Here is a 22,287-nt window from a genome sequence, read left to right on the forward strand (position 1 = left end):
GCGAAGGGCGAAGGGCGAGGGGCGAGCGGCGAGGGGCGTCAGCGGACGGCGCCCGCCGAGGCGCGCTGCCCGGCCAGAGCGAACTCGGTCATCCCCTCCGCGAAGCCGACCGCCGGGCGCCACCCCAGCTCACGGCGCAGCCGGCCGGAGTCTGCCGTGATGTGCCGGACGTCGCCGAGGCGGAACTCGCCCGTGACGACGGGAGCGGGCCCCCCGTGCGCCGAGGCCAGCGCCGCTGCCATCTCCCCGACCGTGTGCGGTTCCCCGCTTCCCGTGTTGTACGCGGTCAGGGTGCCCGCGGGCCCTGCACAGGCGGCCTCCAAGGCCACCACGTTCGCCGCGGCCACGTCCCCGACATGGACGAAGTCCCGCCGCTGCGCGCCGTCCTCGAAGACCTGCGGAGCCTCGCCCCGGGCCAGCGAGGAGCGGAAGAACGACGCGACCCCGGCGTACGGGGTGTCGCGCGGCATGCCCGGCCCGTACACGTTGTGGTACCGCAGGGCCACCGCCCGGCCGTCCACGCACCGGGCCCAGGCCGCGGCCAGGTGCTCCTGCGCGAGCTTCGTCGTGGCGTACACGTTGCGCGGATCCGCCGGCGCGTCCTCGCCGACCAGGCCCGGTGCGAGCTCGGCTCCGCAGCTGGGGCAGCGGGGTTCGAACCGGCCGGCCGTCAGATCCGCCGCTTGCCTGGGCCCGGGCCGCACCACCCCGTGGCGCGGGCACTCGTACCGGCCCTCCCCGTACACCACCATCGACCCGGCCAGGACGAGCTGGTGGACTCCGGCCGCGGCCATCTCCGCCAGCAGCACCGCCGTCCCGAGGTCGTTGGCGCCGACGTAGGCCGGGGCGTCCGCGAAGTCCTTGCCGAGCCCGACCATGGCCGCCTGGTGGCACACGGCGTCCACCCCGCGCAGCGCGGCCCGCACGGCGTCCGCGTCCCGTACGTCCGCCCGGAGGAACTCGGCGTCCGGCAGGGGCGGTTTCTCGGGATGGGCGGCGGGCAGCAGGGCATCGAGGACGAGGGGGTCGTGCCCCCGGCCCTTCAGGGCGGTGACGATGTGGGAGCCGATGAACCCGGCTCCTCCTGTGACGAGTACGCGCATGCCGCGGACGTTACGCAGTCCGCGTCGACCGAGGGGTCTCCCACGCGGCCCGTAAGACTTCCGTCATGCGGTCGCGCCGGAGGTCACTTGGCCGGGAGCGTGCGGGCGAATTCCGTCGCCGCCGTGATCCAGTGGCGCAGGACCTCGTCCTCTGCCAGAGCCGGTCCGCCGACCGTCACCCAGCCCCGCATCGGACGGCCGGTGAAATCCATGGGGCGGGCCTCCGGCCGGGCGAGGGCCTGGGCGGTGCGGTCCGGACCCACGCGGGCGATGAGCTCGTCACCGACCACCCCCACCGTCATGTTTCCGTGCAGCAGGAAGGCGAGGCCGCCGAACATCCGCTTCTCGGTGAGTGCCGCAGGCCCCTCGCCCAGCTGTTCCCGGATCCGCTGGGCGAGTCCCTCGTCGAACGTCATGGACCCACTCTTCTACGCCGCGCGGTCGCACGCGCGCCGCAGGCCCTCGTCCGTGTGCGGCCGGCTTCAGGCCGAGGTCAGAGCCGCCGCGCCGAAGGAGACGTCGAAGCGGTCGCACCAGATGGTGACGCTGGTGTAGTCGGCCAGGTTCACATCGGCCGGGATCTCGTAGTTCTGGTCGCCCTTGTTGCCCTTGAGCTTGCCCAGGCTCACGTACTTGCCGTCGTCGAACACCCGCCAGCCGGCCGTGCCCTCCTTCACCGGCGCATCGGTCAGCCATACCCGCAGGTCGGGACCATTGCTGGTGTCGAGGTTCTCCAGGCGCAGAGTGCGGGAGCCGTCGGGCAGCCGGATCAGTTTCACCGTCCCGGTGGTGGCGTGCTCGTGGCTGATCAGGGTGCCCTCGGCGATGACCTGCGGGCCGGACGGTGCCGGTCCGGAGGATCGCGGCGCCGCGGTGGCGGTGGCGGTCGGCAAGGTCTCCTTGACCGTCTGGTCCTGCCACAGCTTCCACGGCTGGAACCAGTAGAGCCCGGCGCCGAGCACCACCACCGCGATCAGTGCCCCGGCCCGTATCCGTCCCCGCCGCTTCGCCTGTGTCGCTGTCACCGTCATAGCCTCTTCCTCGCCGGTCTGTCCGTATACCACCTGCATTCAATGCGGCGAGGGATCCGGGCACCATATCCGCCCTGGTGACGAAGTTCTTACGGCTGCGGTCCGGACCGCAGCCGTCAGCGTTCCGACAGCTCCGACGGGGCCTCCTGGACCACCCAGCCGTTGCCGTCCGGGTCCTGGAAGGACATGAACGAGTTCCAGGTCCCGCCCTTGCCGTCCATCCAGCCCGACGCGCCGACGTGGCGGACCGGGGAGACGTCCACGCCCCGCTCGACCAGCTCCGCGCGTGCCGCCTCGATGTCCGTGACACAGAGTTGAAGGCCTTGCAGCGCGCCCGGCGCCATCGCTTTCGTACCGGGCGCCGGGGGCAACCCGCGTTCCATCGCGATCGAACACCGCGAGCCGGGCGGAGTCATCTGGATGACGCGCACACCGGGGGAGACCTCGGCGTCGACGTCCACCGTGAAGCCGAGCCAGCCGGCATAGAACTCCTTCGCCCGGTCCAGGTCGGTGACGGGGACCAGCACGACTTCGAGCGTCCACTTCATGGAAAGCCTCCTCAGAAACGCCGGGGGACCACCGTCGCGCACGACGGGCGCCGCCGCCCCCATCGAAACGCCCCCTTCGGGCCGCTGATCGGACGCCCGGCCGACGGGGCGACCGACGCGGACGACAGTGGCCGTGAGGAGTTGGGGCCGGATGGAGCAGGCGGAGGGCGGTGGTGCCGGTGCGACCGGATGCTGGTCCCGGAACCCGGCGTCCGGCGTCCGGTCAGGTCCGGCCGCCCGAACCGCTCCTGAGGGGGTATCAACGTGCCCGTACAGCACCCCGAACGCTCCGTCGCCGCCCCCGCCCGGCCGCCGGCCCCATTCCGGGTCGGAGCCCGGCGGGCGGCCATCGCCGTCGTGGCCGCGGCCACGACGGCCGGGGTTCTTGTCCCTCAGCAGCCAGGTGACGGGTGACCCGGCGCTGCTGGCCCGTCTGCGGTCGGCCGAGGAGCAGGCCGCGCTCAGTCGACCTGCAGTTCGCCCATCCGGCTCCAGCCGGTGGCGCCCTCGATGGTGGTGCTGACGATGTCGGGCGTACGGGTGACCAGGGGGCGCATGGTTTCCAGGGCGGTGCGGAAGTGCTCAGAGGTGACGTGCGCCTCCGCCGCCCCGTCCTGGAACGCCTCGACCAGGACGTAGGTGTCGGGCTCCTCCAGGCTGCGCGACCACTCGAACCACAGATTGCCGGGCTCGGCGCGGGTGGCGCGGGTGAACTCCGCGACCTTGTCGGGCCACTGCTCCACGTATTCGGGCTTGACGGCGAATTTCACCACGATGAAGATCATTCGAGCAGTGTAGGCATGAATGGTGTGGCTTGCGTCGTGGCGGCGGCTGTCCCATAGTCCAAGGTATGGACGCGCGCGAGATGGCGCTGCGACAGGCGTACGGCCATGCCGTGCGCTGGCTGGCGAGCCTGTCCGACCGCAGGGTTCCCGCCCGCGCTTCGGTCGAGGAGATCGTGCGTGAGCTCGGCGGCGAACTGCCCGACGGTCCCAGCGCACCCCCCGATGTCGTCGACCTGCTGGCCACGGCCTGTGAGCCGGGGCTCACCGCGTTTCCCAGCGGCCGCTTCTACGGATTCGTGGTCGGCGGCACCGAACCCGCCGCGCTGGCCGCGGACTGGCTGGTCAGCGCCTGGGACCAGAACTGCGTGATGCGCGCCGCCTCGCCCGCGTACGCGGCGGCGGAAGAGGTCGCCGGCGCGTGGTTGCTCGATCTGCTCGACCTGCCGGGCGACAGCGCCGTCGGCTTCGCCACGGGTGCCACGATGGCGAACTTCACCTGCCTCGCCGCCGGACGCGACGCGGCGCTGCGACGCACCGGCTGGAACGTCGCCCGCGACGGACTGGCACGTGGGCCGGACGTACACGTCATCGCCGGCGAGGACCGCCACATGGCCGTCGACCTGGCGCTGCGCTACCTGGGGCTCGGCGAGCCCGAACTGGTGCAAGCGGACGATCAAGGACGCGTCGAGCCCGAGGCCCTGCGCCGCGCCCTGGCCGCCGGCGGGCAGCGCCCCACGATCGTGATCCTCCAGGCCGGAGACATCCACTCCGGAGCCTTCGATCCCTTCGCCGAGGCGATCAGGGCGGCCCGCGAGGCGGACGCGTGGGTGCACATCGACGGCGCCTTCGGTCTGTGGGCGGCCGCTTCCCCGACGTACGCGCACCTGACGGCGGGCTGCCGAGACGCCGACTCCTGGGCGACGGACGCCCACAAGACGCTGAACGTCCCCTACGACTGCGGCCTCGCCATCGTGCGCGATCCGTCCGCGCTCCGGGCGGCGATGGGCCAGCGCGGCGACTACCTCATCCAGCACGAACACGGCGACCCGGTCGACAAGGTCCCCGAGCTCTCCCGGCGCGGCCGGGCCTTCACCGTGTGGGCCGCACTCAGGTCCCTCGGCCGATCAGGTGTGGCCGACCTCGTCGACCGTCTGTGCCGGCACGCCTCCGCGTTCGCCACCGGCATCGCCGGGATCGACGGCGCGACGGTCCTCAACGACGTGGTGTTCACCCAGGTTTGCGCCGAGTTCGGCAACGACGAACGCACGGAACGCGTACTCGCCCGGCTGCTGGACGACGGCACGGCGTGGATCAGCGGATCCACCTGGCACGGTCGGCGCGTCATGCGCATCTCGGTGAGCAACTGGTCGACGACCGACGACGACGTGGCGCGCGCACTCGACGCGATCAGGCGCGCATCCCTCCGCGCCTGAGGCCGAGGCCGTCAGTCGTGGATGCGGGCGTTGCCGAGCTGGCTGACGGCGGCCGGGTCCCAGTGGTCGAAGAACAGCGAGCGGCCGGTGTCCAGGGCGGCGATGGACGCCATCTGACCGTCGGTGAGTTCGAAGTCGAAGACGTCGATGTTCTCCGCCATGCGCTCGGCGCGGACCGACTTGGAGAGGACGACGACCTGCCGCTGGACGAGCCAGCGGAGCACGACCTGCGCCACCGACTTGCCGTGCCGGGCACCGATCTCACCGAGGACGGGGTGGGAGAAGAGGTTGTTCCTGCCCTCGGCGAACGGCCCCCAGGACTCGATCTGGACGCGGCGCCCGCGCATCAGGTCCTGGTCGGCGGTGCGCTGGAAGAACGGGTGGGTCTCGATCTGGTTGACCGCGGGCGTGACCTCGTTGTGGTCGATGAGGTCGACGAGCCGGTCGGGGTAGAAGTTGGAGACACCGATCGCCTTGGCGCGGCCCTCGCGGTTCAGCCCCTCCATGGCGCGCCAGGAGCCGTAGACGTCGCCGTAGGGCTGGTGGATCAGGTACAGGTCGAGGTAGTCGAGACCGAGCTTGCGCAGCGACGTGTCGAAGGCGCGGCGGGCGTTCTCCTCGCCGGCGTCCTGGATCCACACCTTGGTGGTGATGAACAGCTCCTCGCGGGGGATGCCGCTGCTTTTGACGGCGCGGCCGACGGCCTCCTCGTTTCCGTACGCGGCGGCGGTGTCGAGGAGCCGGTAGCCGGCGACCAGGGCGTGGGTGACGGCCTGCTCGGTCTGCCCCGGCGGGATCTGGTAGACGCCGAATCCGAGGACGGGCATCCGGACACCGTTGTTCAGGGTGACGGTCTGCATGGAGTCTCCTTCGCCGTGGCGCGCGAGGTCAGTGGTCCGTGTTCCGTCCAGCATGATCCGGGCCCGCACCCGTCGGGCCCTACGACACCTCCCCGGGATGTGTCGAGACGGTTCCCGACGCGGTGAGGGTCGCGCGGAGCAAGCCCAGGAAGGCCGTTGCGGCCGGGCTTGCCGGTCCGTCCGTCCGCCAGGCCAGCGCCACGCGGCCGCGTAGCCGGGGGTGGGTGATCTCCAGGGTGCGCACCCCGAAGGCTGATGCCTCGTGGGCCTGGAGCGCCGGCACCACCGCCACGCCGAGCCCGCGGGCGGCGAGCTGCGCGAGGAACAGGGGCGCGGCCGCTTCGAAGGCGATACGGGGCTGGAACCCGGCCCGCGCGCAAGCGCGCTCGAGTACCCCGCGGGTGCCTGTGCCGCGCGGCAGGCTGATCAGCGGGCGGTCGCGGAGCTCGGCCAACGGAATGCCCGTGCGGCCCGTGTGCGTGAGGCCGGGGTCGTCCGGGGCGACGGCGGCGACCAGGGGTTCGTCGATCAGGACCTGGAGCGAGATGCCCGGTGGGGGTTCCTCGTCCGCGAGTCCGACCACCGCGACATCGAGCTCGCCGCGATGCAGCGCGGCGAGCATCCGCTCGGACGTGTTCTCGGTCAGGGTGACCTCGACCTGGGGGTGGTCGCGGTGGAAGCCGGCCAGGAAGGAAGCCAGGTCGAACGTGTGGGCGGCGGCTCCCGAGAGGAAGCCGATCGTGACGTGGCCACGCAGCAGCCCCGTGAACTCGTCCACGGTCTGCCGTACCGCTTCGACCGCGCTCAGGGCGGCCCGCGCGTACGGCAGTACGGCCAAGCCCACCTCGGTCAGGGTCACCGACCGGCCGGAACGGTCCAACAGCGGTTGCCCGAGCTCCCTTTCGAGCTGCCGTACCTGGGCGCTCACGCCCGGCTGCGCCAGGTGCAGGCGGGCGGCGGCACGGGTGAAGTTGGCTTCCTCCGCCACCGTGACGAAATACCGCAACTGCCTGATGTCCATAACTGATCATGCTAGCTGCGAGACGTGCAAACTCTTGGACCTGTGGCAGGGGTTGCCGGGATCCTTGACGACATGGAGAACACGACCTACCGGAGATCAGCGGCGGACACCAGAGCGGCGATAGCGGCCGAGCGCCGGGAACTGGCTGCCGTGCTCGACGGATTGCCGGCGCAGGACTGGGACGCTCCGACCCTGTGCGGGGGATGGCGGGTACGGGAGGTCGCGGCGCACATGACGATGGGGTTCCGGTACTCCCTCTCCACCACGGTGCGGGAACTCCTCAGAGCACGGGGCAACCTCCACCGGATGACCGATCGATGCGCCCGCAAGGACGCGGCCGCCCATACGACGCGCGAGCTCGCCGCGTTCCTCGGTGACAACGCGGACCATCCCTGGAAGCCGCCGGTCGGCGGGATCGAGGCGGCCCTGGGCCACGATGTGATCCACGGCCTGGACATCACGGTCGCCCTGGGCCTCGACCGCCGGGTTCCCGAGGACCGCGTGCGCATCCTCTTGAGGAGCGTCAACGCCAGGACCTTGAAGTTCTTCGGAGCCGACCTCAAGGGAATCGAACTCCGTGCCACCGATCTCGACTGGACATTCGGCTCCGGAGAGCCGCTGGCCGGCGCCGCACAGGACCTCCTCCTGCTCGCATACGGCCGAAAGCTGCCGCCGGGACGCCTGCACGGCGAACCGCGCGATCGCTTCGTGGCCACGCCGGGCTGATACGCGGGTCCGGGCCTTCGGCGGCGATCCGGCCCGCGTCACGGTCTTCGGCCAGTCGGCGGGCGCCGGATAGGTGGCCGCGCTGCTGGCGATGCCGCGTGCGGCCGGACTCTTCGGCCGCGCCGTCGCGCAGAGCGTCCAGGGCACGTTCTTCTCGCCGGAGCTCGCCTCCGACATCGCCGCCGCCTGCGCCGCCGAGCTGGGGCGCAAGCCCACGGTGGCCGGCCTGTCCACGGTGGCCCCCGCCCGGCTGTCCACCGCCGGTGATGCGGTCGGCGCCGCGATGGGCCGGCGGGCGGAACGCTGGGGGCAGGCCGCGCACACGTCGATCCCGTTCTCACCGGTCGTCGACGGTGACGCCCTGCCGGTCACCCCGTGGCGGGCCCTGGCCGACGGCGCCGGCCGGGACGTCGAACTCCTCGTCGGCCACACCCGCGACGAACAGCGGCTGCTCACCGCGCTCGACGGCCTGCGCGGGCAGGTGACACCGCAGCAGGCGGCGAGCGCCCTGGACGTCTTCGGCCCGGCCCGGACGGCGCACGCCGTTACGCGCGCCGCGGGCGGCCGCGCCCACGTCTACGAGCTGACTTGGCCCGCCCCGGGCATGGGCGGTGTACTCGGCGCCTGCCGCGGTCTCGACGTGCCGCTCGTCTTGGGCAACCTGGACGGCGGCCAGCCCGCCCTGCTGATCGGCGACGGCCCGTCCCCGGAGGCCGAGGCGCTGTCCGCCCGCATGCGTGCCGCGTGGACGGCGTTCGCCGCTCACGGCGACCCCGGCTGGCCCGCGTACGATTCCGGACGACGCCTCGTGCAGGTCTTCGACGCCCGAGCGGCTGTCACCGCCTATCCGGAGGAGACCTCCCGCCTGATCTGGCGGAACCACACCATCCCCGTGCTGCCGCTGACCGGCCGGTAGCGTCGGCCCGCCTGACGGGTGGTGTCCGGCCGGTTCGAGGGCCGGGACACCACCCGTGAGGTCAGGAGATGGTGACGAACTGGGCGATGCTCGGTACCCCCTGGGCGTCGAGGGCGAAGAGCATGTAGTTCCCCGGCAGGACCACTCCGGTGTCGGCCGGTACGGTCACCGTGTACGCGCCCGTTCCCGTGGCCGTGGACACGAGGGGGATCCGGCGCTGGTCGTTGTCCGTGGAGTGGGTGGCGGCCGCGGCCCGCATGAGGACGAAGGACGCCACCGGGCTCTGGGTGCTCACCGTGAGGGACGCTCCGGGGGCGGTCCGGGAGGGCACGCCCCCGGTGATGACGGGACGCGGCTTCGGCGAGCCGTCCGCGTTGAGCAGGTACGGCGGCGTGAAGACGGCCCCGTCCGGGTGGTTGGTCGCGCAGTCACCGCACAGGCCCCCGCCGCCGGAGAAGACCCGCCCGTCCGGCAACAGGTTGGCCACGCTGTGGTAGTTGCGCGGAATGGCCATGGTGGCGAGCGGTGTGAAGCTGCCGGTCGACGGGTCCCACAACTCGGGGGTCAGGACCGAGGTCGCGTCGCTGAACGGCACCGGATAGGACTGCCCGCCGAAGACGGCCACCTTGCCGTCGGGCAGGACGACGCTGTTGCTGAAACCGCGGGCGTGCTCCATGTCGCCCGTACGGGCGGCCTGGACCTGGCTGCCCGAGACGTTCACCGTGTAGGCACGCCGGGTGGCGGGGGTCTTCTCGTAGGCGGGCGAGCCGCCCAGTGTGAGGAGCTTGCCGATGTCGTAGGCGACGGCGTTGCCGGTCATGGCGTCCCCGCTGTCGGCCCGGGGGCCTGCGGGGGTGATGCTGCCCGTGCCGCTGGTCGTGATCCAGTTCATCTGCTTGCTCGGACCCAGTTGCAGTACTTTGCCGCCCGAAGTGGCGTGGAGCCACATGTGGTTGTCGGCGCGGTAGGGTCCGGCCGGGTCGGCCGTCAGCGCCGGGGTGGCGGAGACGCCCGGGAGCTTGCGCCAGGTACGGGTGTCCGGCGACCACACCTCGCCGGCCTTGTCGCCCGCGGGCCCGCTCCAGGATCCGCCCAGGACGAAGGCCTCACCGGTGGAGAGAAGGGTCATGGCCTGGTAGCCGCGGGCGATGTTCATGCTCGTGGTGGCGGACCATTCGTCGGTGGCCGGGTCGTAGATGCTGGCCTTTTCCGCGTTGCTGCCGCCGGTGACCAGCACCCGGCCGTCGGCCAGCATCGCGATGCCCGGACAGAACATGTCGTGGCCGGTGTTGTCGATACGCCGCTGGGTCACCTTGCCCGTCTTCAGGTCCAGGATCGCGGTCTGGGTGTAGCCGTTGCTGCCGCCGAAGCGGTCGACCGCGTAGGCGGACCACGCCAGCAGCTTGTCGCCCGGCAGGGCGGCGGTGGCCACGGGCACCAGGGGGAAGCCGGTGATCCGGTCCCAGGCCCCGTGGACGGCCGGGCTGGCCGGTCCGCTCAGGCGTATCTCACCGGCAGAGGTCCACGGACCGCGGCCGCCGGCCTCGGTGGTCACGGTCAGACGTACGAAGCGCGCGCTCTCGGCCCGGGTGAAGGTGGCGGTCTTGACCGTGTCGTCGTCCCGCCAGGTGCCGGCGGCGACCGGCGCGCCGAAGGCGGTGCCGTCGGTGCTGGTGGTGATGGTGTACGCGCCCGCCCGGCCGTTGGCTCCGCCCACGCGGGGGTGGTAGACGAGTGCGGAGACGGGTGTCGTGCGGTGCATGTCTATGGTGATGCTGTGCGGCAGGGGGGTGGGTGTGCCCGTCCATTTGCTGTGCCAGATGGTGTTGGTGTTGCCGTCGAGCACGTTGGCCGCGCGGCCGTCCTCGCTACTGGTCTCCTCGTCGCTGGCCGTGGCCGTCCATCCGGTCCGGGACAGGTCGACGGTGGCTTCCGGGGTGCCGGGGTCGCCCAGCAGGTTGATCTCGGCGGCGGAGGTCCAGGGCCCGCGCCCGCCCGCCTCGGTGAGGGCCGTCAGCCGTACGAACCGAGCCCCCTGCGGGGCGAACCCGAGCGTCTTGGCGGTGCCGTCGTCCGCGAGCGTGCCGGAAGCGACCGGGCTCGCCCAGCTCCGTCCGTCCGCGCTGAGACTGATGCTGTACTCACCGACGCGCCCGTTGGCCCCGTCGGCACGGGGGCGGTAGACGAGCGCGGAGACGAGTGTCGTGCGTTGCATGTCTATGGTGATGTTGTGCGGCAGGGGGGTGGGTGTGCCCGTCCATTTGCTGTGCCAGATGGTGTTGGTGTTGCCGTCGAGCACGTTGGCCGCGCGGCCGTTCTCACCCCCGGTCTCCTCGTCGCTCGCCGTGGCCGTCCATCCGGTCCGGTCGAGAACGGGAGCCGCGGGTTCCATGGCGTTCGCCGGGGCGATGCCGTGGTGCGGTGACTGCGTCGCCGGCTGCTGCTCGAAGGGCACGGGTGCGGTTCGGGGGGCCGGGACGCGGCCGGCCACTGCCGGGCTCGCGATCCCGAGCCACGGGATCGCGCCGATCAGCAGCGCGCCTATGCCGAAGGCGATGAGCAGGTGGGAACGGCGTATCAGGCGGGTTGAGGCGAGGAAGCGCCTGGACTGCAATCTGACCTCCTGGGGCGAGCTGGTATGCCCCGTAGAACATAGGTCAGAGCGGTAGTAACTCGCCCATAATGCGGGAGAGTTGGCGCAAAACGGCATGGTCGCCAGCGGATCCCCGGCCGCCCGGGGGCGTCGGCCGTGAGACTCTCGCCTAACATGCCCAACAACCCGTCAGACGAAGGAAACCCCGTGAGCCAGCCCATCGGCGACCGCCGTTCCCCAGCGCTCGCGCCGGCGCTCGAATCGATGACGCTGCTGGTCGCGGCGGTCATCGTGCACGACAGGGCCACCCACCGGGTCGTGCTCCTCCAGCGCGGCGAGAACGCCAAGTTCGGCCAAGGGCTGTGGGACCTCCCCGTGGGCAAGAGCGAGCCGGGCGAGCCGATCACGCGAACCGCGGTGCGCGAGCTGTACGAGGAGACCGGGCTCGTGGTGAAGCCGGAGTCCCTCACCGTCGCCCACATCATCCACGCCGCGTGGGGCGTCGAATCCCCCAACGGCTTCCTCACCGTCGTCTTCGCCACCCACGAATGGACGGGCGAACCCGAGAACCGCGAACCCGGCAAGCATTCCCAGGTCCGCTGGAGCGACGCCGAGGCCATCCCCGAGGCCTTCGTCCCCTCCACGAACAGGGCCCTCCGCGCGTACCTGGACGGCACGGTTCAAGTGGCCCTTCACGGCTGGAGCTAGGGCCTCCCAGCGACACGCCCGCCGCCGGCGCGCACGTACATCAGACACGACAAGAGGAGACAGCAGTGCCGGAGCCGTCGGTTTCGCGACGCTCGATGAGGATGTGTGAGGAAGCGTGGCTTCACGGTGTCGCGCTGATCAGGCAGGGGGACCGGACGGCGGCGGCCCATGCCTTCCAGGCGGCCGTCTCACACAATCCGCTCGCAGCCGATGCCTGGCTGGGACTCCACTCGACGGGTCGGCTCCAGGACGAGGCCTTGGAGGCCATGACCCGGTACCAGGGCTCCTTCGGAGCCTTGCGCGCGCAGTTCCAGACCCGGTTGGCGTCCCAGTTCCAGATCGGTGGCTACGTACGCTTCCGTCTGGAGTGGCCGCGCGACCTGTGGCTCGCGTCGGCGGCCAAGCTGCTCGACGACGGCCGGCTCGACGAGGCGTGGCGCATGCTGTCGTCCGCGACGCTCGACTGTGACGAGACCCGGTTCGTCTGTACGCGGTATGCCTTCCTGAAGAAGGACTGGCCACTCGTCCTGACCTTCGCCGAGGGAATAGGCGATCGGTTCCTGCGCGACGAGTCGCAGCTCTACGTCGCCTCCGCGCTGGTCGTGCAAGGAGTCTTCCACGAGGCCCTCAACGTACTCAGACCGCTGCCGCAGGCTCTGGGAAGCGAGACCGGGTTCCTCGGCGAGGTCGCCTACCTGCGTGGGCGTGCTCACGAGGGGCTCGGCGACGCCGTGGAAGGGCTGAAGCAGTTCCAGGCCGCCTACCGCTACAGCCCACGCCTCGCCGACGTGGCCCAGCGGGCGAAGGTGGTCCCGGCGCCGACGCCCGTTTCCGTACCGGCTCAGGCGGTCCCCGACTCCCGGGTGGGGCCCGCGCCTTCCGCGAGTACGGCGGGCGAGACCGCGCTCACCGACGAGTCCCGAGGGGCGCTCCTGGACGAGGCGATGGCCGAGCTCGACGCCATGGTGGGCCTGGGCCCGGTGAAGCGTCAGGTGCGCACCATGTCGGCGCAGCTGCGGATGGCGGCCGTCCGCCGCAGTCAGGGGCTGGCGGCTTCCGCGGCGCCTCAGCACTTCGTCTTCGCGGGGCCGCCGGGCACCGGCAAGACGACAGTCGCCCGGATCGTCGGAAAGATCTTCGCCGGACTCGGGTTGCTGGAACGCGGACACGTCGTGGAGGCGCAGCGCGTCGATCTGGTGGGACAGCACCTCGGAGAGACCGCGATCAAGACCAGCAAGGCCGTCGACGGCGCCATCGACGGGGTCCTCTTCATCGACGAGGCGTACGCGCTGTCCAACTCCGGCTACTCGGGGGGTGACGCCTTCGGCCAGGAAGCCCTCCAGGTCCTCCTCAAGCGGGCCGAGGACGACCGGCACCGCCTGGTCGTCGTGCTCGCGGGGTACTCCGACGAGATCGCGGAGCTGCTGGCCACCAACCCGGGACTCGCGTCCCGGTTCACCACCCGCGTGGACTTCCCCGCCTACTCCCCGGACGAACTCGTGCTCATCGCCCACTCCTTCCTCGCCGCGCAGGGCGATGTCCTCACGGAGGAAGCCGAGGCCGCGCTGCGAGCCTCGTGCGAACTCGCCGTCGGCGACGGGCTGATCGACACGCTGGGCAACGGCCGTTTCGCACGTGAGCTCTCGCGGAAGGTCGCCGCCGTACGGGACCTGCGCGTCTACGACCTCCACGGCAACTCCGGGGTGCCGTCGCAGGACGAGATCACCACGCTGCACACGGCCGACGTCACGGACGCGTACCAGCAGCTGACGGAGGGCGTTTCGCGGACGGTGTGAGCGGTGTCAGAGGCGGCTGCGACACTGGCGCGATGAAGAACGATGGTGAGCTCGACGACCGTGTGGACCCGCAGGACCTGCTGCTGCGGACGGACTGGAACGCCGTGGAGCACTGCTGCCCGGACGTGGCGCCGGCGACGCCCGTGATCCTTCGGGAGCTGCTGGACGAGGACCCGCGCGTTCAGGGCTCCGCCTTCCGGGATCTAGCCGAAGCCCTCACCCGCGGGAACGTCTTCTACACCGCCACCGCTCCCGCGGCCCGGTACGTCGCCGCGATCCTGGGGGACCCCAGAACCCTGGCGCCGGTCACCGACCGCAGCACGCACGAGGAGTACGACCTCGGTCCGCAGACCCCGTTCCCGCTGCGCGTCGGCCTCCTGGCCTGGCTGGGCGACACGGCCGTGGAGGCGATCGGCCAGCAGGATCGGCCCCTCGGGGACGAGGAGGACCTCGACGCGTTCCTCGACCTCGCCCCGGAGCTGTGCGAGGCCGTGCGCCCGTTCCTCGCCGCCGGCTCGCCCGAGGTCCGCGAGGCCGCCCTCGGCGCGCTCCTGCCCCTGCTCCGCCTGCCCGCGCTCGCCGACCGGGCCCCCGCCTTTCGCGACCAGGTCCGCGCCGCGGCCCTCGGCGACGGCCCCCACCGCTTCCGGGCCGTCGACACCCTCTTCGCCTGGGGCGAGGACGTCGCACCCCTGCTCTGACGCTCTGAGGCCCGCGATTGGCGCTTTCTCCAAGTCGCCGCCTTCGCGGGTGAGTTGTTCGCCCCTACTTCTCGAAGGTGCGCTCGACGGGCACGCAGGAGCAGTTACGATCACGGCATGGTGACAGCTTGGTCGGGTTCCGGTGGCCGGTCGGCCTGCCCGCCCTCGGGCGGTTCCGACGACACTCGATGCATTGCGGGTTTTGTCCACAAGATGGCGATATGTTCGGAGCCCATCAGGTTCTGATCCCTCGGACACCCCGCGATCGCGCGCAGACGAGAACGGCTGACGACACTTCCACGACACGCCCACCGGGCTCCGGAAGGTGACTGTTGCACGGAGGAACTGTGCCTCGCCCACACCCCGCGCGCCTCGCCCCACGGCACTCGTCCTGGCTGCGCACCGTGCTCGCCTGCCTGCTGAGCGGGCTGCTCTTCGCGGCGGTCCACTGCTCCTCGTACCTCTCCGGCGACGACCACAGGCATCTCTCGCTCGTCGCGTCGGTCTCCGAGGACGCCCCGCGGCACTCGCCGGGCGAGTCCCACGCTCCTGAGCGGCCCCAGCACGATCACGGCGCCTCCTGCTCCCTCCCGGCCTTGCCCTTCCTGGCCGGGGGAGCCCTGCAGCGCCCGGCCGACCCGGCGAACGTCCTGCTCCCCGCCCTCCTCTCCGAGCGGCCGGTCGCAGGCGCGCCGCACGTGCCTCCCGACGCGGGAGGAACCCGCATAGCCCGAACGGGCCGCAGCACGCTCACCAGCGTCTGCCGGTGGCGCATCTAGGCCACTCGTCACGCAGTCGTGCCCACCGGCTGCCGCATGCCCACCACCGGGTCGGCTCTCCGCCTCCCGTGCGCGTCGGCATGCCACGTGAACGAGTACTCGACGCGTATCACCGAGCGAAAGCGCAGTCATGCATTCCTCTGCCACCGACACGTCATCACCCATCCGCTCCACCCTGTCCGGGCTCGTCGGCAACACGCCGCTGCTGCGGATCTCCGAGCCCCTCGCGCCGGCCGGCCGCGGCTTCTGGGCCAAGCTGGAAGGCTTCAATCCCGGGGGCATCAAGGACCGCCCCGGCCTGCACATGGTCGAACGTGCCCGCGCCCGCGGCGACCTCAAGCCGGGCGGCCGCATCATCGAGTCCACCAGTGGAACCCTCGGGCTCGGCCTCGCCCTCGCGGGCATGGTCCACGGCCATCCCGTCACCCTGGTCACCGACCCGGGCCTGGAAGCCTCCATGACCCGGCTCCTCGCCGCCTACGGAGCCCAGGTCAACGTCGTCTCCGAGCCCCACCCGACCGGCGGCTGGCAGCAGGCCCGCCGCGACCGCGTCACCCAGCTGCTGACGCAGCACCCGGACAGCTGGTGCCCCGACCAGTACAACAACCCGGACAACACCACCGCCTACACGCCGCTCGCCCTCGAACTCGCCACCGAGCTGGGGCACATCGACGTCCTCGTGTGCAGCGTGGGCACCGGTGGGCACTCCGCGGGCATCTCCCGCGTACTGCGGCAGCTGTATCCCGACCTGACGCTGGTGGGCGTGGACACCATCGGCTCGACGATCTTCGGGCAGCCCGCCCGGCCCCGGCTGATGCGCGGCCTGGGATCGAGCATCTACCCGCGGAACGTGGCGTACGAGAACTTCGGCGAGGTCCACTGGGTCTCCCCGGCGGAGGCGGTCTGGACCTGCCGTCAGCTGGCCGGGTCGCACTACGCCAGCGGCGGATGGAGCGTCGGCGCCGTCGCGCTGGTCGCGGGCTGGAAGGCCCGCACGCTGCCCGGGGGGACCCGGATCGCGGCCGTCTTCCCGGATGGCCCCCAGCGCTACCTCGGCACCGTCTACGACGACGACTACTGCGCCGCGCACGGCCTGCTCGACGCCCCGCCGGCCCCCGAACCGGACCTCATCGGCAGCCTGGACGAGAAGGAGGTCACCCGCTGGACGCGCTGCGCGACGGTGGTCGACCCGCTCACCCTCGGCGGCGAGACGGCCCGGGACGGCTCCGGGGAGCAGGCGTGATGAAGGGGACCCTCGCGCAGGTCCGTTCGTACGAGCGCAGCGTGCAGCTGCTGATGGTGAACCAGTTCACCATCAATCTGGGCTTCTACATGCTGATGCCCTATCTGGCCACGTACCTGGCGGGCCCGCTGGGGCTGACCGGCTGGCTGGTCGGACTGATCCTCGGCGTACGCAACTTCAGCCAGCAGGGGATGTTCCTGATCGGCGGAACCCTGGCCGACCGCCTCGGCTACAAGCCCTTGATCATCGCCGGGCTGGTGCTGCGTACGGCCGGCTTCGCGACACTGGGCCTCGTGGATTCCGTACCCGCCCTGCTCGCGGCATCCGCGGCGACGGGGCTGGCCGGAGCCCTGTTCAACCCCGCCACCCGTGCCTACCTGGCCGCCGACGCGGGGGAGCGCAGGGTGGAGGCGTTCGCACTGTTCAACGTCTTCTACCAGGCGGGAATCCTCCTCGGGCCGCTCGTGGGGATGGTGTTGACGGGGGTGGACTTCAGCGTCACCTGCCTGGTGGCGGCGGGCATCTTCGCCCTGCTCGGCCTCGTGCAGATCCGGGCCCTGCCCGCCCGCCGGGGGGACGCCAGGAAGGCTGCCGGGGACGGCGGACGCGAGGGCGTACTCACCCAGTGGCGCGGGATCTTCGCCAACCGCCCGTTCCTCCTCTTCTCCGTGGCCATGATCGGGTCGTACGTCATGTCCTTCCAGGTCTACCTCGCCCTCCCCCTGGAGGTCCGGCGCCTGAGCGGGGAGGGGCGCTTCGGCACGGCCGCGGTGGCGCTCCTGTTCGCCGTCTCCGGGCTGAGCACGATCCTCTTCCAGACGAAGGTGACCGCCTGGTGCAAGGCCAGGAGGGAACCGGGCCGCGCCCTGACCTGGGGTCTGCTGACGATGGCGGCGGCGTTCGTACCGCTGCTCCTGGCCTCGGCCGTGCCGGTGCCGGGCGGCGGAGCGGGGCTGTGGGTGCTGGCCGCAGTACCGCCCGCGCTGTCGGCCCTGTTGCTGGCGCTCGGCACGATGATCGCGTACCCGTTCGAGATGGACACGATCGTCCGCCTGGCCGGCGACCGGCTCGTGGCCACGCACTACGGCCTGTACAACACCATCTGCGGAGTCGGTATCACGCTCGGCAACCTGCTCACCGGAGTGGTACTGGACGCGGCGCGCGACGCCGGAATGTCCGCGCTGCCCTGGCTGGCGCTCCTCGCGCTCGGCCTCGCCTGCACCACCGCGCTGTACGGGCTGCACCGCAGCGGCCGCCTGGCTCCCGTGGCGGCCGGGGGGCGCGCAGAGCCGGCGAGCGTCTGACCCGCACGGCGGGGACCGAGGGGCGGGTGCGCATGCCGCCCCTCGGTCGCCGCCCGCTCCTCGGGGCCGCCCGTCGTCACCGATGGGTCAGGCGGCCGGCGGCTGCCGAGGGGCGCCGAGCTCGCCGACCCCGACCGCACCCGTGCCCTCCTGGCCGAGGCCGGCTTCGAGGACGCCCGCGCGCAGGGCGTGGAAGCGGCCGGGAACTGGGGGAGGAGCGCCGAAGACGCGGCCGCCTTCCTCCTCGACTCCGGCCCCGGCCGCCACCTGCTGAGCCAGGTCGGGCCCGACGTACGGGAGGATGCCCGCCGGACGCTGACCGACACGCTGTGCCCGTTCGGGAAGGAGGGCGCGGTGTGGCTGCGCAGCAGCTCTTGGCTGGTCACCGCCGCCCGCGGCGTCAGCTGACCCGCTGGGCCAGCACCTGCCCCGGCCAGGCCTGGGACAGGAACCGGTCGGTGGGGGTGAAACCGTTGCGCTCGTAGAACGCGACCAGTTCGCCCCCGCCGCCCGCCCAGCAGTCGACCCGCAGCAGTGCCACCCCGGCCCGCCGGGTCTCCTCGACGGCACGGGCCAGCAGCGCCGCTCCGATGCCCAGACCGGCGTGCCGTCGGTCGGAGACCAGCAGCCGCACGTACCGCTCGGGTTCCCCGGCCGGCGCGATCGGCATCTGCGGGCTGGGCCCGGAGTCCAACACCAGGGTTCCGACGGGTGTTCCGTCCAACTCCGCGATGTACGGGTCATGCTCGGTCGCGTACCGCTCGACCCGAGCCACACGTGCGGGGTTCTGCGAAAACGGTGTCGTGCCCCATTGCTCGGTGTTGCCGCGGTTGTTCATCCAGACCACCGCGGAGTCGAGCATGCCCAGAATGGCCGGTACGTCGGCCGGGCCGCCCGGTCTGATCCGTATGCCATGCGTGGTGTCGTTCATGCTGGAAGCTTAGGCACCGCCGCCGCCGGGCCGGTTCAGGGTCAGCAGTTGTCCCCGACCGCGTCCATCTTGGAACCGAAGCGGGCCCCGTAGTTGCTGGCGTAGTCACCCTTCCTGACCGTGTGGCATTCCTTGCCGTGCGCCCAGTCGATGAAGGCGCCGCTCCTGTTGGCCCGGAACGAATACACGTGGTCGACGAACCTGCTGGGCAGGTCCACGTACCCGCCTCGCCAGACGTAGACGTCCCCGGTCCCGTCCTGGAACCTCCACAGGCAGATCGCGTTGCTCGGACACGCCGGCAGTGCTTGGGCCGGCGTGGAGGTGCCGAGCGTGGTCAGGACCACCGCCCCGGAAACCAGCAAAGCGCGTAAGTGACGTGTGCTCATCCGTTCCTCCTCGCCGCGTCGCTTCTCTCATCGTCCTCGCCGGGGCCGGGAAATGTGGGACAACCCCGAATCAGGCGGGAGTGAACACGTCTTCGGGCGTGTCGTCGAGGATGAACCCGTTGTCGAAGCGGACCCGGACCGTTGCGCGGCGCCCCTGCTCCTGGTAGGCGATCCACTCGGGCTCCAAGGAGCCGACCTTCTCTTCGAGCTGCCTCCTGCTCTCCGTGGGCATCTCGTGGCCGAAGGCGTCGAGGAGCGACTTGAGACGCTCGTACTCGCGGACCTCCTGGCTCTGATGGTCGTGCTCGACCACGCGCTCGACGGTGCCCTCGGTGCCCGCTGCCAGGGACAGGGATCCGGCGACGGTTCCCGTCGACGTCGAGGAGTCCTCCGTCATCGCGGCCCAATCGGTGAGCCGGGTGTCCGCCGCCAGCTTGACCCGCTGGCCTTCTTTCAGGGTCATGGGTTCTTCATCTCTCGGATCGGTCCAGGGTGGTGCCATTATCCGCGGGGCGCCGCCGACGACGCCGGCCGACCCCGCGGGCTCGCTCGGGCGATCATGAACGAAGCCGGCTGGCGGCCGACACCACGGGGGGTTCTGCAGATGGACGGCGTCGAGATCGACGAGAGCTTGGTGCGGTTCCTGCTGCGCGAACAGCATCCGGACCTCGCGGGAGGCGACCTGCGTCCGGTGGCCGCGGGCTGGGACAATCAGCTGTGGCGTCTGGGGGAGGAGATGGCCGTACGCCTGCCGCGCACGCGACGCGCCCCGTCCCTCCTGCTCAAGGAGCGCCGGTGGCTGCCGGTCCTCGCCCCGCGGCTTCCGCTCCCGGTGCCGGTTCCCGTGCGGGCCGGTGAACCGTGCGCCCGCTTCACGAAGCCGTGGACCGTCGCGGCATGGGTTCCCGGCGAGCCGGCTGACCGCTCGCCTGTCCGCCGTGGCGAGCACGCGGCCGACACCCTGGCGGGCTTTCTCGGAGCCCTTCACCGGCCCGCGCCCATCGAGGCGCCGGCCAGTTCGAACCGGGGCGTTCCCCTCAAGGGGCTCGCCTCCGAGTTCGACCGGAAGCTCCAGGCCGCCGTCTCCGGGAGCGTTGCCACCGAGGTTCGAGGCATCTGGGACGAGGCCGTCGCCGCTCCCCGTTGGCAGGGGCCGCCGCTGTGGCTGCACGGCGATCTCCATCCCGCGAACGTCGTGGTCACGGGCGCGACGCTGACCGGCGTGATCGACTTCGGGGAACTCTGCGCCGGGGATCCGGCGGCGGACCTCGCGGCCGCGTGGTTGCTCCTTCCGGAAGGCGCGGCTTCACGGTTCCTCGACGCGTACGCAGACGCGTGCGGACACGTGGACAGGGACGAGGCCCTGATCCTTCGGGCGCGGGGGTGGGCGGTCCTGCGCAGCCTTTCCCTCATCGACATCGGCCGGGCCGGGGAACGAGGTCTCCCCGGTGGCCAGCCGACATGGGGCCCCGCGGGCCGGGCGGCTCTCGATCGGGTCCTGGCGTTCGTCGCGTAACCCGTGATCTCGTGTGGCACCGATCCGAAAGGTGTGGGCGCAGGCCCCGCCATCCGGCTCCCCCAACCGGGCGGGGCAGCGAACCCGTCCGGCATGGCGCCAGGGCCTGCCGCGCCGCACGGCGGATGCTGATGCCTCCGACCCTGGAGGAGAGGCCCGTGAACGAGTCCAGCCCTCGGGGAACCCCAAAGTCGGCATCCACCGGAACAGGTGCAGGAACCGCCGACCAGGCCGGGGTCATCGGCATCGGACTCGCCGCTGTGCTGACGTTCGCACTCGCCCAGGGTTCCTGGCAGTGGTTCGCCACATTCATCGGTATGACGCTCTTCGCGGTGATCTTTGCCTTTCAGGGACGGAGGACGTGGACCCCCGGCTTCCGGTCGGCGTACATGCGTGGTCTTGTCGCGTACGCGATGGTCGTCGGCCTGTGCTTGGCGATCGCCCTGGCCCCCATGATGCAGCGCTGGGATTGGCTGTTCCCGATGCCGGGCACTCGTAGCGGGTGCGGCGGGCTGGGCAGGTACGAGGCCATCCGGACGAAGGCCGCGGTGGCGGACCTGGCCGGCGGCGACGGCGCTGCTGTGGCGTACGCCCAAGAGACCCAGAGCCGCAAGGCCGTTGCCGAATGCCTGGCGGCCACGACGACCCTGTGGCTGCCGGTGTACGGATTCGGGGCAGCCGTGCTGGTCGGTGCGGGCGCGTGGTCCCTCGACCGGAGCAGGGCGAGGAACGGTTCCGGGTCGCAGACCTCCGCGCCGGGGCCGGTGTACGCGGGGACGCGGCGGACCGGCACGGAGTAGCTGCCGGGACCTGGTGCGGGCGCGCGCGACCGGCGGCCGGACAGATCAGGAATCGAGAAGCGCCGGTCCCCGGACCCAACTACCGTGACAGCCATGGACATCACCATTCACACGACCTCCCTCCCGCACGACGACCCGGACGCCTCCGTGGCGTTCTACCGCGACATCCTCGGCTTCGAGGTCCGCAGCGACGTCGGACAGGGCAAGATGCGCTGGGTCACGGTCGGCCCCGTCGACCAACCCGGCACGTCCATCCTCCTGGCACCGCCGGCCGCCGACCCCGGGATCACCGAGGACGAGCGCCGGACCATCGTCGAGATGATGGCCAAGGGCACCTTCGGCTGGATCCTGCTGGCGACCCGGGACCTCGACGCCACGTTCGAGAAGGTCCAGGCCGCCGACGCCGAGGTCGTCCAGGAGCCGACCGATCAGCCGTACGGCGTGCGTGACTGCGCCTTCCGCGATCCCGCGGGCAACCTGATCCGCATCCAAGAGCTTCGCTGAGCCGTTCGGCTACCGGTCCGCCCTCGGTGGCCGGCGCCCACCTCGCCGCCGGCCGCTCGGGCATCGGCACCCGGCTGCTCCTCGAACACGAAGAAAGGAGTTCTTCCATGTGCCATCCCGCGTGGGGGCGCGCGCTCACCGCCGCGCAGCACCTGAGCGACCTGACGCGACTGCGCCGCGTCCGCGACCGGATCGACCGGGAGTACGCGCGGCCGCTGAACGTCGAAGCGCTCGCCCTCGGCGCGAACATGCCGGCCGGGCACCTCAGCCGGCAGTTCCGGCTCGCCTACGGCGAGTCCCCGTACTCCTATCTCATGACACGCCGCATCGAGCGTGCGACGGCGCTGCTGCGCCGCGGTGACCTCGGTGTCACCGAGGTCTGCTCCGCGGTCGGCTGCCCGTCCATGGGCATCTTCGGCACCCGCTTCACCGAGAGTGTCGGCGTCCCGCCCAGCACCTACCGGCGCCTCGCGGCGGCGGCTGCGGGGACGCCGCCGTGCGTGCCGGAAGAGCCGACCGGACAGGTCAGGAATCGAGAAGCGTCGGCGACCGAGCCGCAACCAGCGTGACGGACATGCCTTCCGGTCACGTCGCGCAAGAGAG

Annotated in this window: 25 protein-coding genes; 14 read left to right on the forward strand and 11 right to left on the reverse strand. The window is 71.5% G+C overall.

The window, feature by feature from the left end; all coding sequences use genetic code 11:
- Nucleotides 1–38: 38 nt before the first annotated feature.
- The 5 genes from OG737_RS31065 to OG737_RS31085 form a co-directional block, all read right to left on the reverse strand.
- Nucleotides 39–1,103, reverse strand: coding sequence for an NAD-dependent epimerase/dehydratase family protein (locus OG737_RS31065; protein ID WP_405922254.1), 1,065 nt, complete (start codon nt 1,101–1,103; stop codon nt 39–41).
- 83 nt (nt 1,104–1,186) lie between these two features.
- Nucleotides 1,187–1,519 (reverse strand): TfoX/Sxy family protein, encoded by a 333-nt coding sequence (locus tag OG737_RS31070; protein ID WP_405922255.1) that lies wholly within the window; start codon nt 1,517–1,519, stop codon nt 1,187–1,189.
- Nucleotides 1,520–1,585: 66 nt separating this feature from the next.
- Nucleotides 1,586–2,134: a DM13 domain-containing protein gene (locus OG737_RS31075; protein ID WP_405676833.1), complete on the reverse strand. Its 549-nt coding sequence runs from the start codon at nt 2,132–2,134 to the stop codon at nt 1,586–1,588.
- Nucleotides 2,135–2,250: 116 nt separating this feature from the next.
- On the reverse strand, nt 2,251–2,682 hold the full coding sequence (locus tag OG737_RS31080; RefSeq protein WP_328929520.1) for a VOC family protein: 432 nt from the start codon (nt 2,680–2,682) through the stop codon (nt 2,251–2,253).
- Nucleotides 2,683–3,143: 461 nt separating this feature from the next.
- Nucleotides 3,144–3,467, reverse strand: a complete 324-nt coding sequence (locus tag OG737_RS31085; protein WP_328929521.1) for a putative quinol monooxygenase — start codon at nt 3,465–3,467, stop codon at nt 3,144–3,146.
- 65 nt (nt 3,468–3,532) lie between these two features.
- Here OG737_RS31085 and OG737_RS31090 point away from each other — a divergent pair, with 65 nt between their 5' ends.
- Nucleotides 3,533–4,900: a pyridoxal-dependent decarboxylase gene (locus tag OG737_RS31090; RefSeq protein ID WP_328929522.1), complete on the forward strand. Its 1,368-nt coding sequence runs from the start codon at nt 3,533–3,535 to the stop codon at nt 4,898–4,900.
- A gap of 11 nt (nt 4,901–4,911) precedes the next feature.
- Here OG737_RS31090 and OG737_RS31095 read toward each other — a convergent pair whose 3' ends face one another.
- Both OG737_RS31095 and OG737_RS31100 read right to left on the reverse strand, forming a co-directional pair.
- Nucleotides 4,912–5,760 carry an aldo/keto reductase gene (locus OG737_RS31095; protein WP_405922256.1) on the reverse strand — a complete coding sequence of 283 codons (849 nt, stop codon included), beginning with the start codon at nt 5,758–5,760 and terminating at the stop codon, nt 4,912–4,914.
- A 79-nt stretch (nt 5,761–5,839) separates the two neighbouring features.
- Complete coding sequence (locus tag OG737_RS31100; RefSeq protein WP_405922257.1) at nt 5,840–6,781, reverse strand: LysR family transcriptional regulator; 942 nt, start codon at nt 6,779–6,781, stop codon at nt 5,840–5,842.
- Nucleotides 6,782–6,853: 72 nt separating this feature from the next.
- On the opposite strand from OG737_RS31100, the gene OG737_RS31105 reads away from it, so the two are divergent.
- A complete protein-coding gene (locus tag OG737_RS31105; RefSeq protein ID WP_328929525.1) occupies nt 6,854–7,507 on the forward strand; it encodes a maleylpyruvate isomerase family mycothiol-dependent enzyme in 654 nt (217 codons plus the stop codon).
- Between the two features lie 73 nt (nt 7,508–7,580).
- Nucleotides 7,581–8,423, forward strand: coding sequence for a carboxylesterase family protein (locus tag OG737_RS31110; RefSeq protein WP_405922258.1), 843 nt, complete (start codon nt 7,581–7,583; stop codon nt 8,421–8,423).
- A gap of 61 nt (nt 8,424–8,484) precedes the next feature.
- On the opposite strand, the gene OG737_RS31115 is transcribed toward OG737_RS31110, so the two are convergent.
- Nucleotides 8,485–11,037, reverse strand: coding sequence for a discoidin domain-containing protein (locus tag OG737_RS31115; RefSeq protein WP_405922259.1), 2,553 nt, complete (start codon nt 11,035–11,037; stop codon nt 8,485–8,487).
- A 153-nt stretch (nt 11,038–11,190) separates the two neighbouring features.
- Here OG737_RS31115 and OG737_RS31120 point away from each other — a divergent pair, with 153 nt between their 5' ends.
- The 7 genes from OG737_RS31120 (at nt 11,191) to OG737_RS31150 (ending at nt 17,955) form a co-directional block, all read left to right on the forward strand.
- The gene (locus OG737_RS31120; RefSeq protein WP_328929527.1) at nt 11,191–11,724 is read left to right on the forward strand and encodes an NUDIX domain-containing protein; all 534 of its coding nucleotides are present in this window, start codon (nt 11,191–11,193) and stop codon (nt 11,722–11,724) included.
- A 101-nt stretch (nt 11,725–11,825) separates the two neighbouring features.
- Entirely contained in the window at nt 11,826–13,520 is a 1,695-nt protein-coding gene (locus tag OG737_RS31125; protein WP_405922260.1) for an AAA family ATPase, read from the forward strand.
- Nucleotides 13,521–13,552: 32 nt separating this feature from the next.
- Nucleotides 13,553–14,221, forward strand: coding sequence for a hypothetical protein (locus tag OG737_RS31130; RefSeq protein ID WP_328929529.1), 669 nt, complete (start codon nt 13,553–13,555; stop codon nt 14,219–14,221).
- 347 nt (nt 14,222–14,568) lie between these two features.
- On the forward strand, nt 14,569–15,000 hold the full coding sequence (locus OG737_RS31135; RefSeq protein WP_328929530.1) for a hypothetical protein: 432 nt from the start codon (nt 14,569–14,571) through the stop codon (nt 14,998–15,000).
- A gap of 130 nt (nt 15,001–15,130) precedes the next feature.
- Nucleotides 15,131–16,243, forward strand: a complete 1,113-nt coding sequence (locus OG737_RS31140) for a PLP-dependent cysteine synthase family protein (protein ID WP_328929531.1) — start codon at nt 15,131–15,133, stop codon at nt 16,241–16,243.
- The gene (locus OG737_RS31145) at nt 16,243–17,547 is read left to right on the forward strand and encodes an MDR family MFS transporter (protein ID WP_405922261.1); all 1,305 of its coding nucleotides are present in this window, start codon (nt 16,243–16,245) and stop codon (nt 17,545–17,547) included. The genes OG737_RS31140 and OG737_RS31145 overlap by 1 nt, the downstream gene beginning before the upstream one ends.
- Before the next feature lie 189 nt (nt 17,548–17,736).
- Nucleotides 17,737–17,955, forward strand: a complete 219-nt coding sequence (locus OG737_RS31150; RefSeq protein WP_328929533.1) for a hypothetical protein — start codon at nt 17,737–17,739, stop codon at nt 17,953–17,955.
- Here OG737_RS31150 and OG737_RS31155 read toward each other — a convergent pair.
- From OG737_RS31155 to OG737_RS31165, 3 genes are all read right to left on the reverse strand, one after another.
- Complete coding sequence (locus tag OG737_RS31155) at nt 17,948–18,478, reverse strand: GNAT family N-acetyltransferase (protein WP_405922262.1); 531 nt, start codon at nt 18,476–18,478, stop codon at nt 17,948–17,950. The genes OG737_RS31150 and OG737_RS31155 overlap by 8 nt on opposite strands.
- A 41-nt stretch (nt 18,479–18,519) precedes the next feature.
- On the reverse strand, nt 18,520–18,864 hold the full coding sequence (locus OG737_RS31160) for a peptidase inhibitor family I36 protein (RefSeq protein ID WP_328929535.1): 345 nt from the start codon (nt 18,862–18,864) through the stop codon (nt 18,520–18,522).
- A 70-nt stretch (nt 18,865–18,934) separates the two neighbouring features.
- Nucleotides 18,935–19,327, reverse strand: a complete 393-nt coding sequence (locus OG737_RS31165; RefSeq protein WP_328929536.1) for a hypothetical protein — start codon at nt 19,325–19,327, stop codon at nt 18,935–18,937.
- A gap of 141 nt (nt 19,328–19,468) precedes the next feature.
- Between OG737_RS31165 and OG737_RS31170 the strand changes: the two genes are divergently transcribed.
- From OG737_RS31170 to OG737_RS31185, 4 genes are all read left to right on the forward strand, one after another.
- Complete coding sequence (locus OG737_RS31170) at nt 19,469–20,380, forward strand: phosphotransferase (protein ID WP_405922263.1); 912 nt, start codon at nt 19,469–19,471, stop codon at nt 20,378–20,380.
- A gap of 389 nt (nt 20,381–20,769) precedes the next feature.
- On the forward strand, nt 20,770–21,180 hold the full coding sequence (locus tag OG737_RS31175) for a hypothetical protein (RefSeq protein WP_405922264.1): 411 nt from the start codon (nt 20,770–20,772) through the stop codon (nt 21,178–21,180).
- Nucleotides 21,181–21,273: 93 nt separating this feature from the next.
- Complete coding sequence (locus tag OG737_RS31180) at nt 21,274–21,684, forward strand: VOC family protein (RefSeq protein WP_405922265.1); 411 nt, start codon at nt 21,274–21,276, stop codon at nt 21,682–21,684.
- Between the two features lie 107 nt (nt 21,685–21,791).
- Nucleotides 21,792–22,253, forward strand: coding sequence for a helix-turn-helix transcriptional regulator (locus OG737_RS31185; protein ID WP_405922266.1), 462 nt, complete (start codon nt 21,792–21,794; stop codon nt 22,251–22,253).
- Nucleotides 22,254–22,287: the final 34 nt, after the last annotated feature.

Source organism: Streptomyces sp. NBC_00122 (genome assembly GCF_045160845.1).
Lineage (GTDB): Bacteria > Actinomycetota > Actinomycetes > Streptomycetales > Streptomycetaceae > Streptomyces.

Bases quoted from the DNA above. Each gene is read 5' to 3' on its own strand.
- OG737_RS31175 (WP_405922264.1), top strand. From the start codon at position 20,770: ATGCGTGGTCTTGTCGCGTACGCGATGGTCGTCGGCCTGTGCTTGGCG.
- OG737_RS31085 (WP_328929521.1), bottom strand. From the start codon at position 3,467: ATGATCTTCATCGTGGTGAAATTCGCCGTCAAGCCCGAATACGTGGAG.
- OG737_RS31165 (WP_328929536.1), bottom strand. From the start codon at position 19,327: ATGACCCTGAAAGAAGGCCAGCGGGTCAAGCTGGCGGCGGACACCCGG.
- OG737_RS31185 (WP_405922266.1), top strand. From the start codon at position 21,792: ATGTGCCATCCCGCGTGGGGGCGCGCGCTCACCGCCGCGCAGCACCTG.
- OG737_RS31075 (WP_405676833.1), bottom strand. From the start codon at position 2,134: ATGACGGTGACAGCGACACAGGCGAAGCGGCGGGGACGGATACGGGCC.
- OG737_RS31095 (WP_405922256.1), bottom strand. From the start codon at position 5,760: ATGCAGACCGTCACCCTGAACAACGGTGTCCGGATGCCCGTCCTCGGA.
- OG737_RS31125 (WP_405922260.1), top strand. From the start codon at position 11,826: ATGTGTGAGGAAGCGTGGCTTCACGGTGTCGCGCTGATCAGGCAGGGG.
- OG737_RS31130 (WP_328929529.1), top strand. From the start codon at position 13,553: ATGAAGAACGATGGTGAGCTCGACGACCGTGTGGACCCGCAGGACCTG.
- OG737_RS31140 (WP_328929531.1), top strand. From the start codon at position 15,131: ATGCATTCCTCTGCCACCGACACGTCATCACCCATCCGCTCCACCCTG.
- OG737_RS31155 (WP_405922262.1), bottom strand. From the start codon at position 18,478: ATGAACGACACCACGCATGGCATACGGATCAGACCGGGCGGCCCGGCC.
- OG737_RS31065 (WP_405922254.1), bottom strand. From the start codon at position 1,103: ATGCGCGTACTCGTCACAGGAGGAGCCGGGTTCATCGGCTCCCACATC.
- OG737_RS31170 (WP_405922263.1), top strand. From the start codon at position 19,469: ATGGACGGCGTCGAGATCGACGAGAGCTTGGTGCGGTTCCTGCTGCGC.
- OG737_RS31105 (WP_328929525.1), top strand. From the start codon at position 6,854: ATGGAGAACACGACCTACCGGAGATCAGCGGCGGACACCAGAGCGGCG.
- OG737_RS31120 (WP_328929527.1), top strand. From the start codon at position 11,191: ATGCCCAACAACCCGTCAGACGAAGGAAACCCCGTGAGCCAGCCCATC.
- OG737_RS31090 (WP_328929522.1), top strand. From the start codon at position 3,533: ATGGACGCGCGCGAGATGGCGCTGCGACAGGCGTACGGCCATGCCGTG.
- OG737_RS31160 (WP_328929535.1), bottom strand. From the start codon at position 18,864: ATGAGCACACGTCACTTACGCGCTTTGCTGGTTTCCGGGGCGGTGGTC.
- OG737_RS31180 (WP_405922265.1), top strand. From the start codon at position 21,274: ATGGACATCACCATTCACACGACCTCCCTCCCGCACGACGACCCGGAC.
- OG737_RS31100 (WP_405922257.1), bottom strand. From the start codon at position 6,781: ATGGACATCAGGCAGTTGCGGTATTTCGTCACGGTGGCGGAGGAAGCC.
- OG737_RS31080 (WP_328929520.1), bottom strand. From the start codon at position 2,682: ATGAAGTGGACGCTCGAAGTCGTGCTGGTCCCCGTCACCGACCTGGAC.
- OG737_RS31145 (WP_405922261.1), top strand. From the start codon at position 16,243: ATGAAGGGGACCCTCGCGCAGGTCCGTTCGTACGAGCGCAGCGTGCAG.
- OG737_RS31070 (WP_405922255.1), bottom strand. From the start codon at position 1,519: ATGACGTTCGACGAGGGACTCGCCCAGCGGATCCGGGAACAGCTGGGC.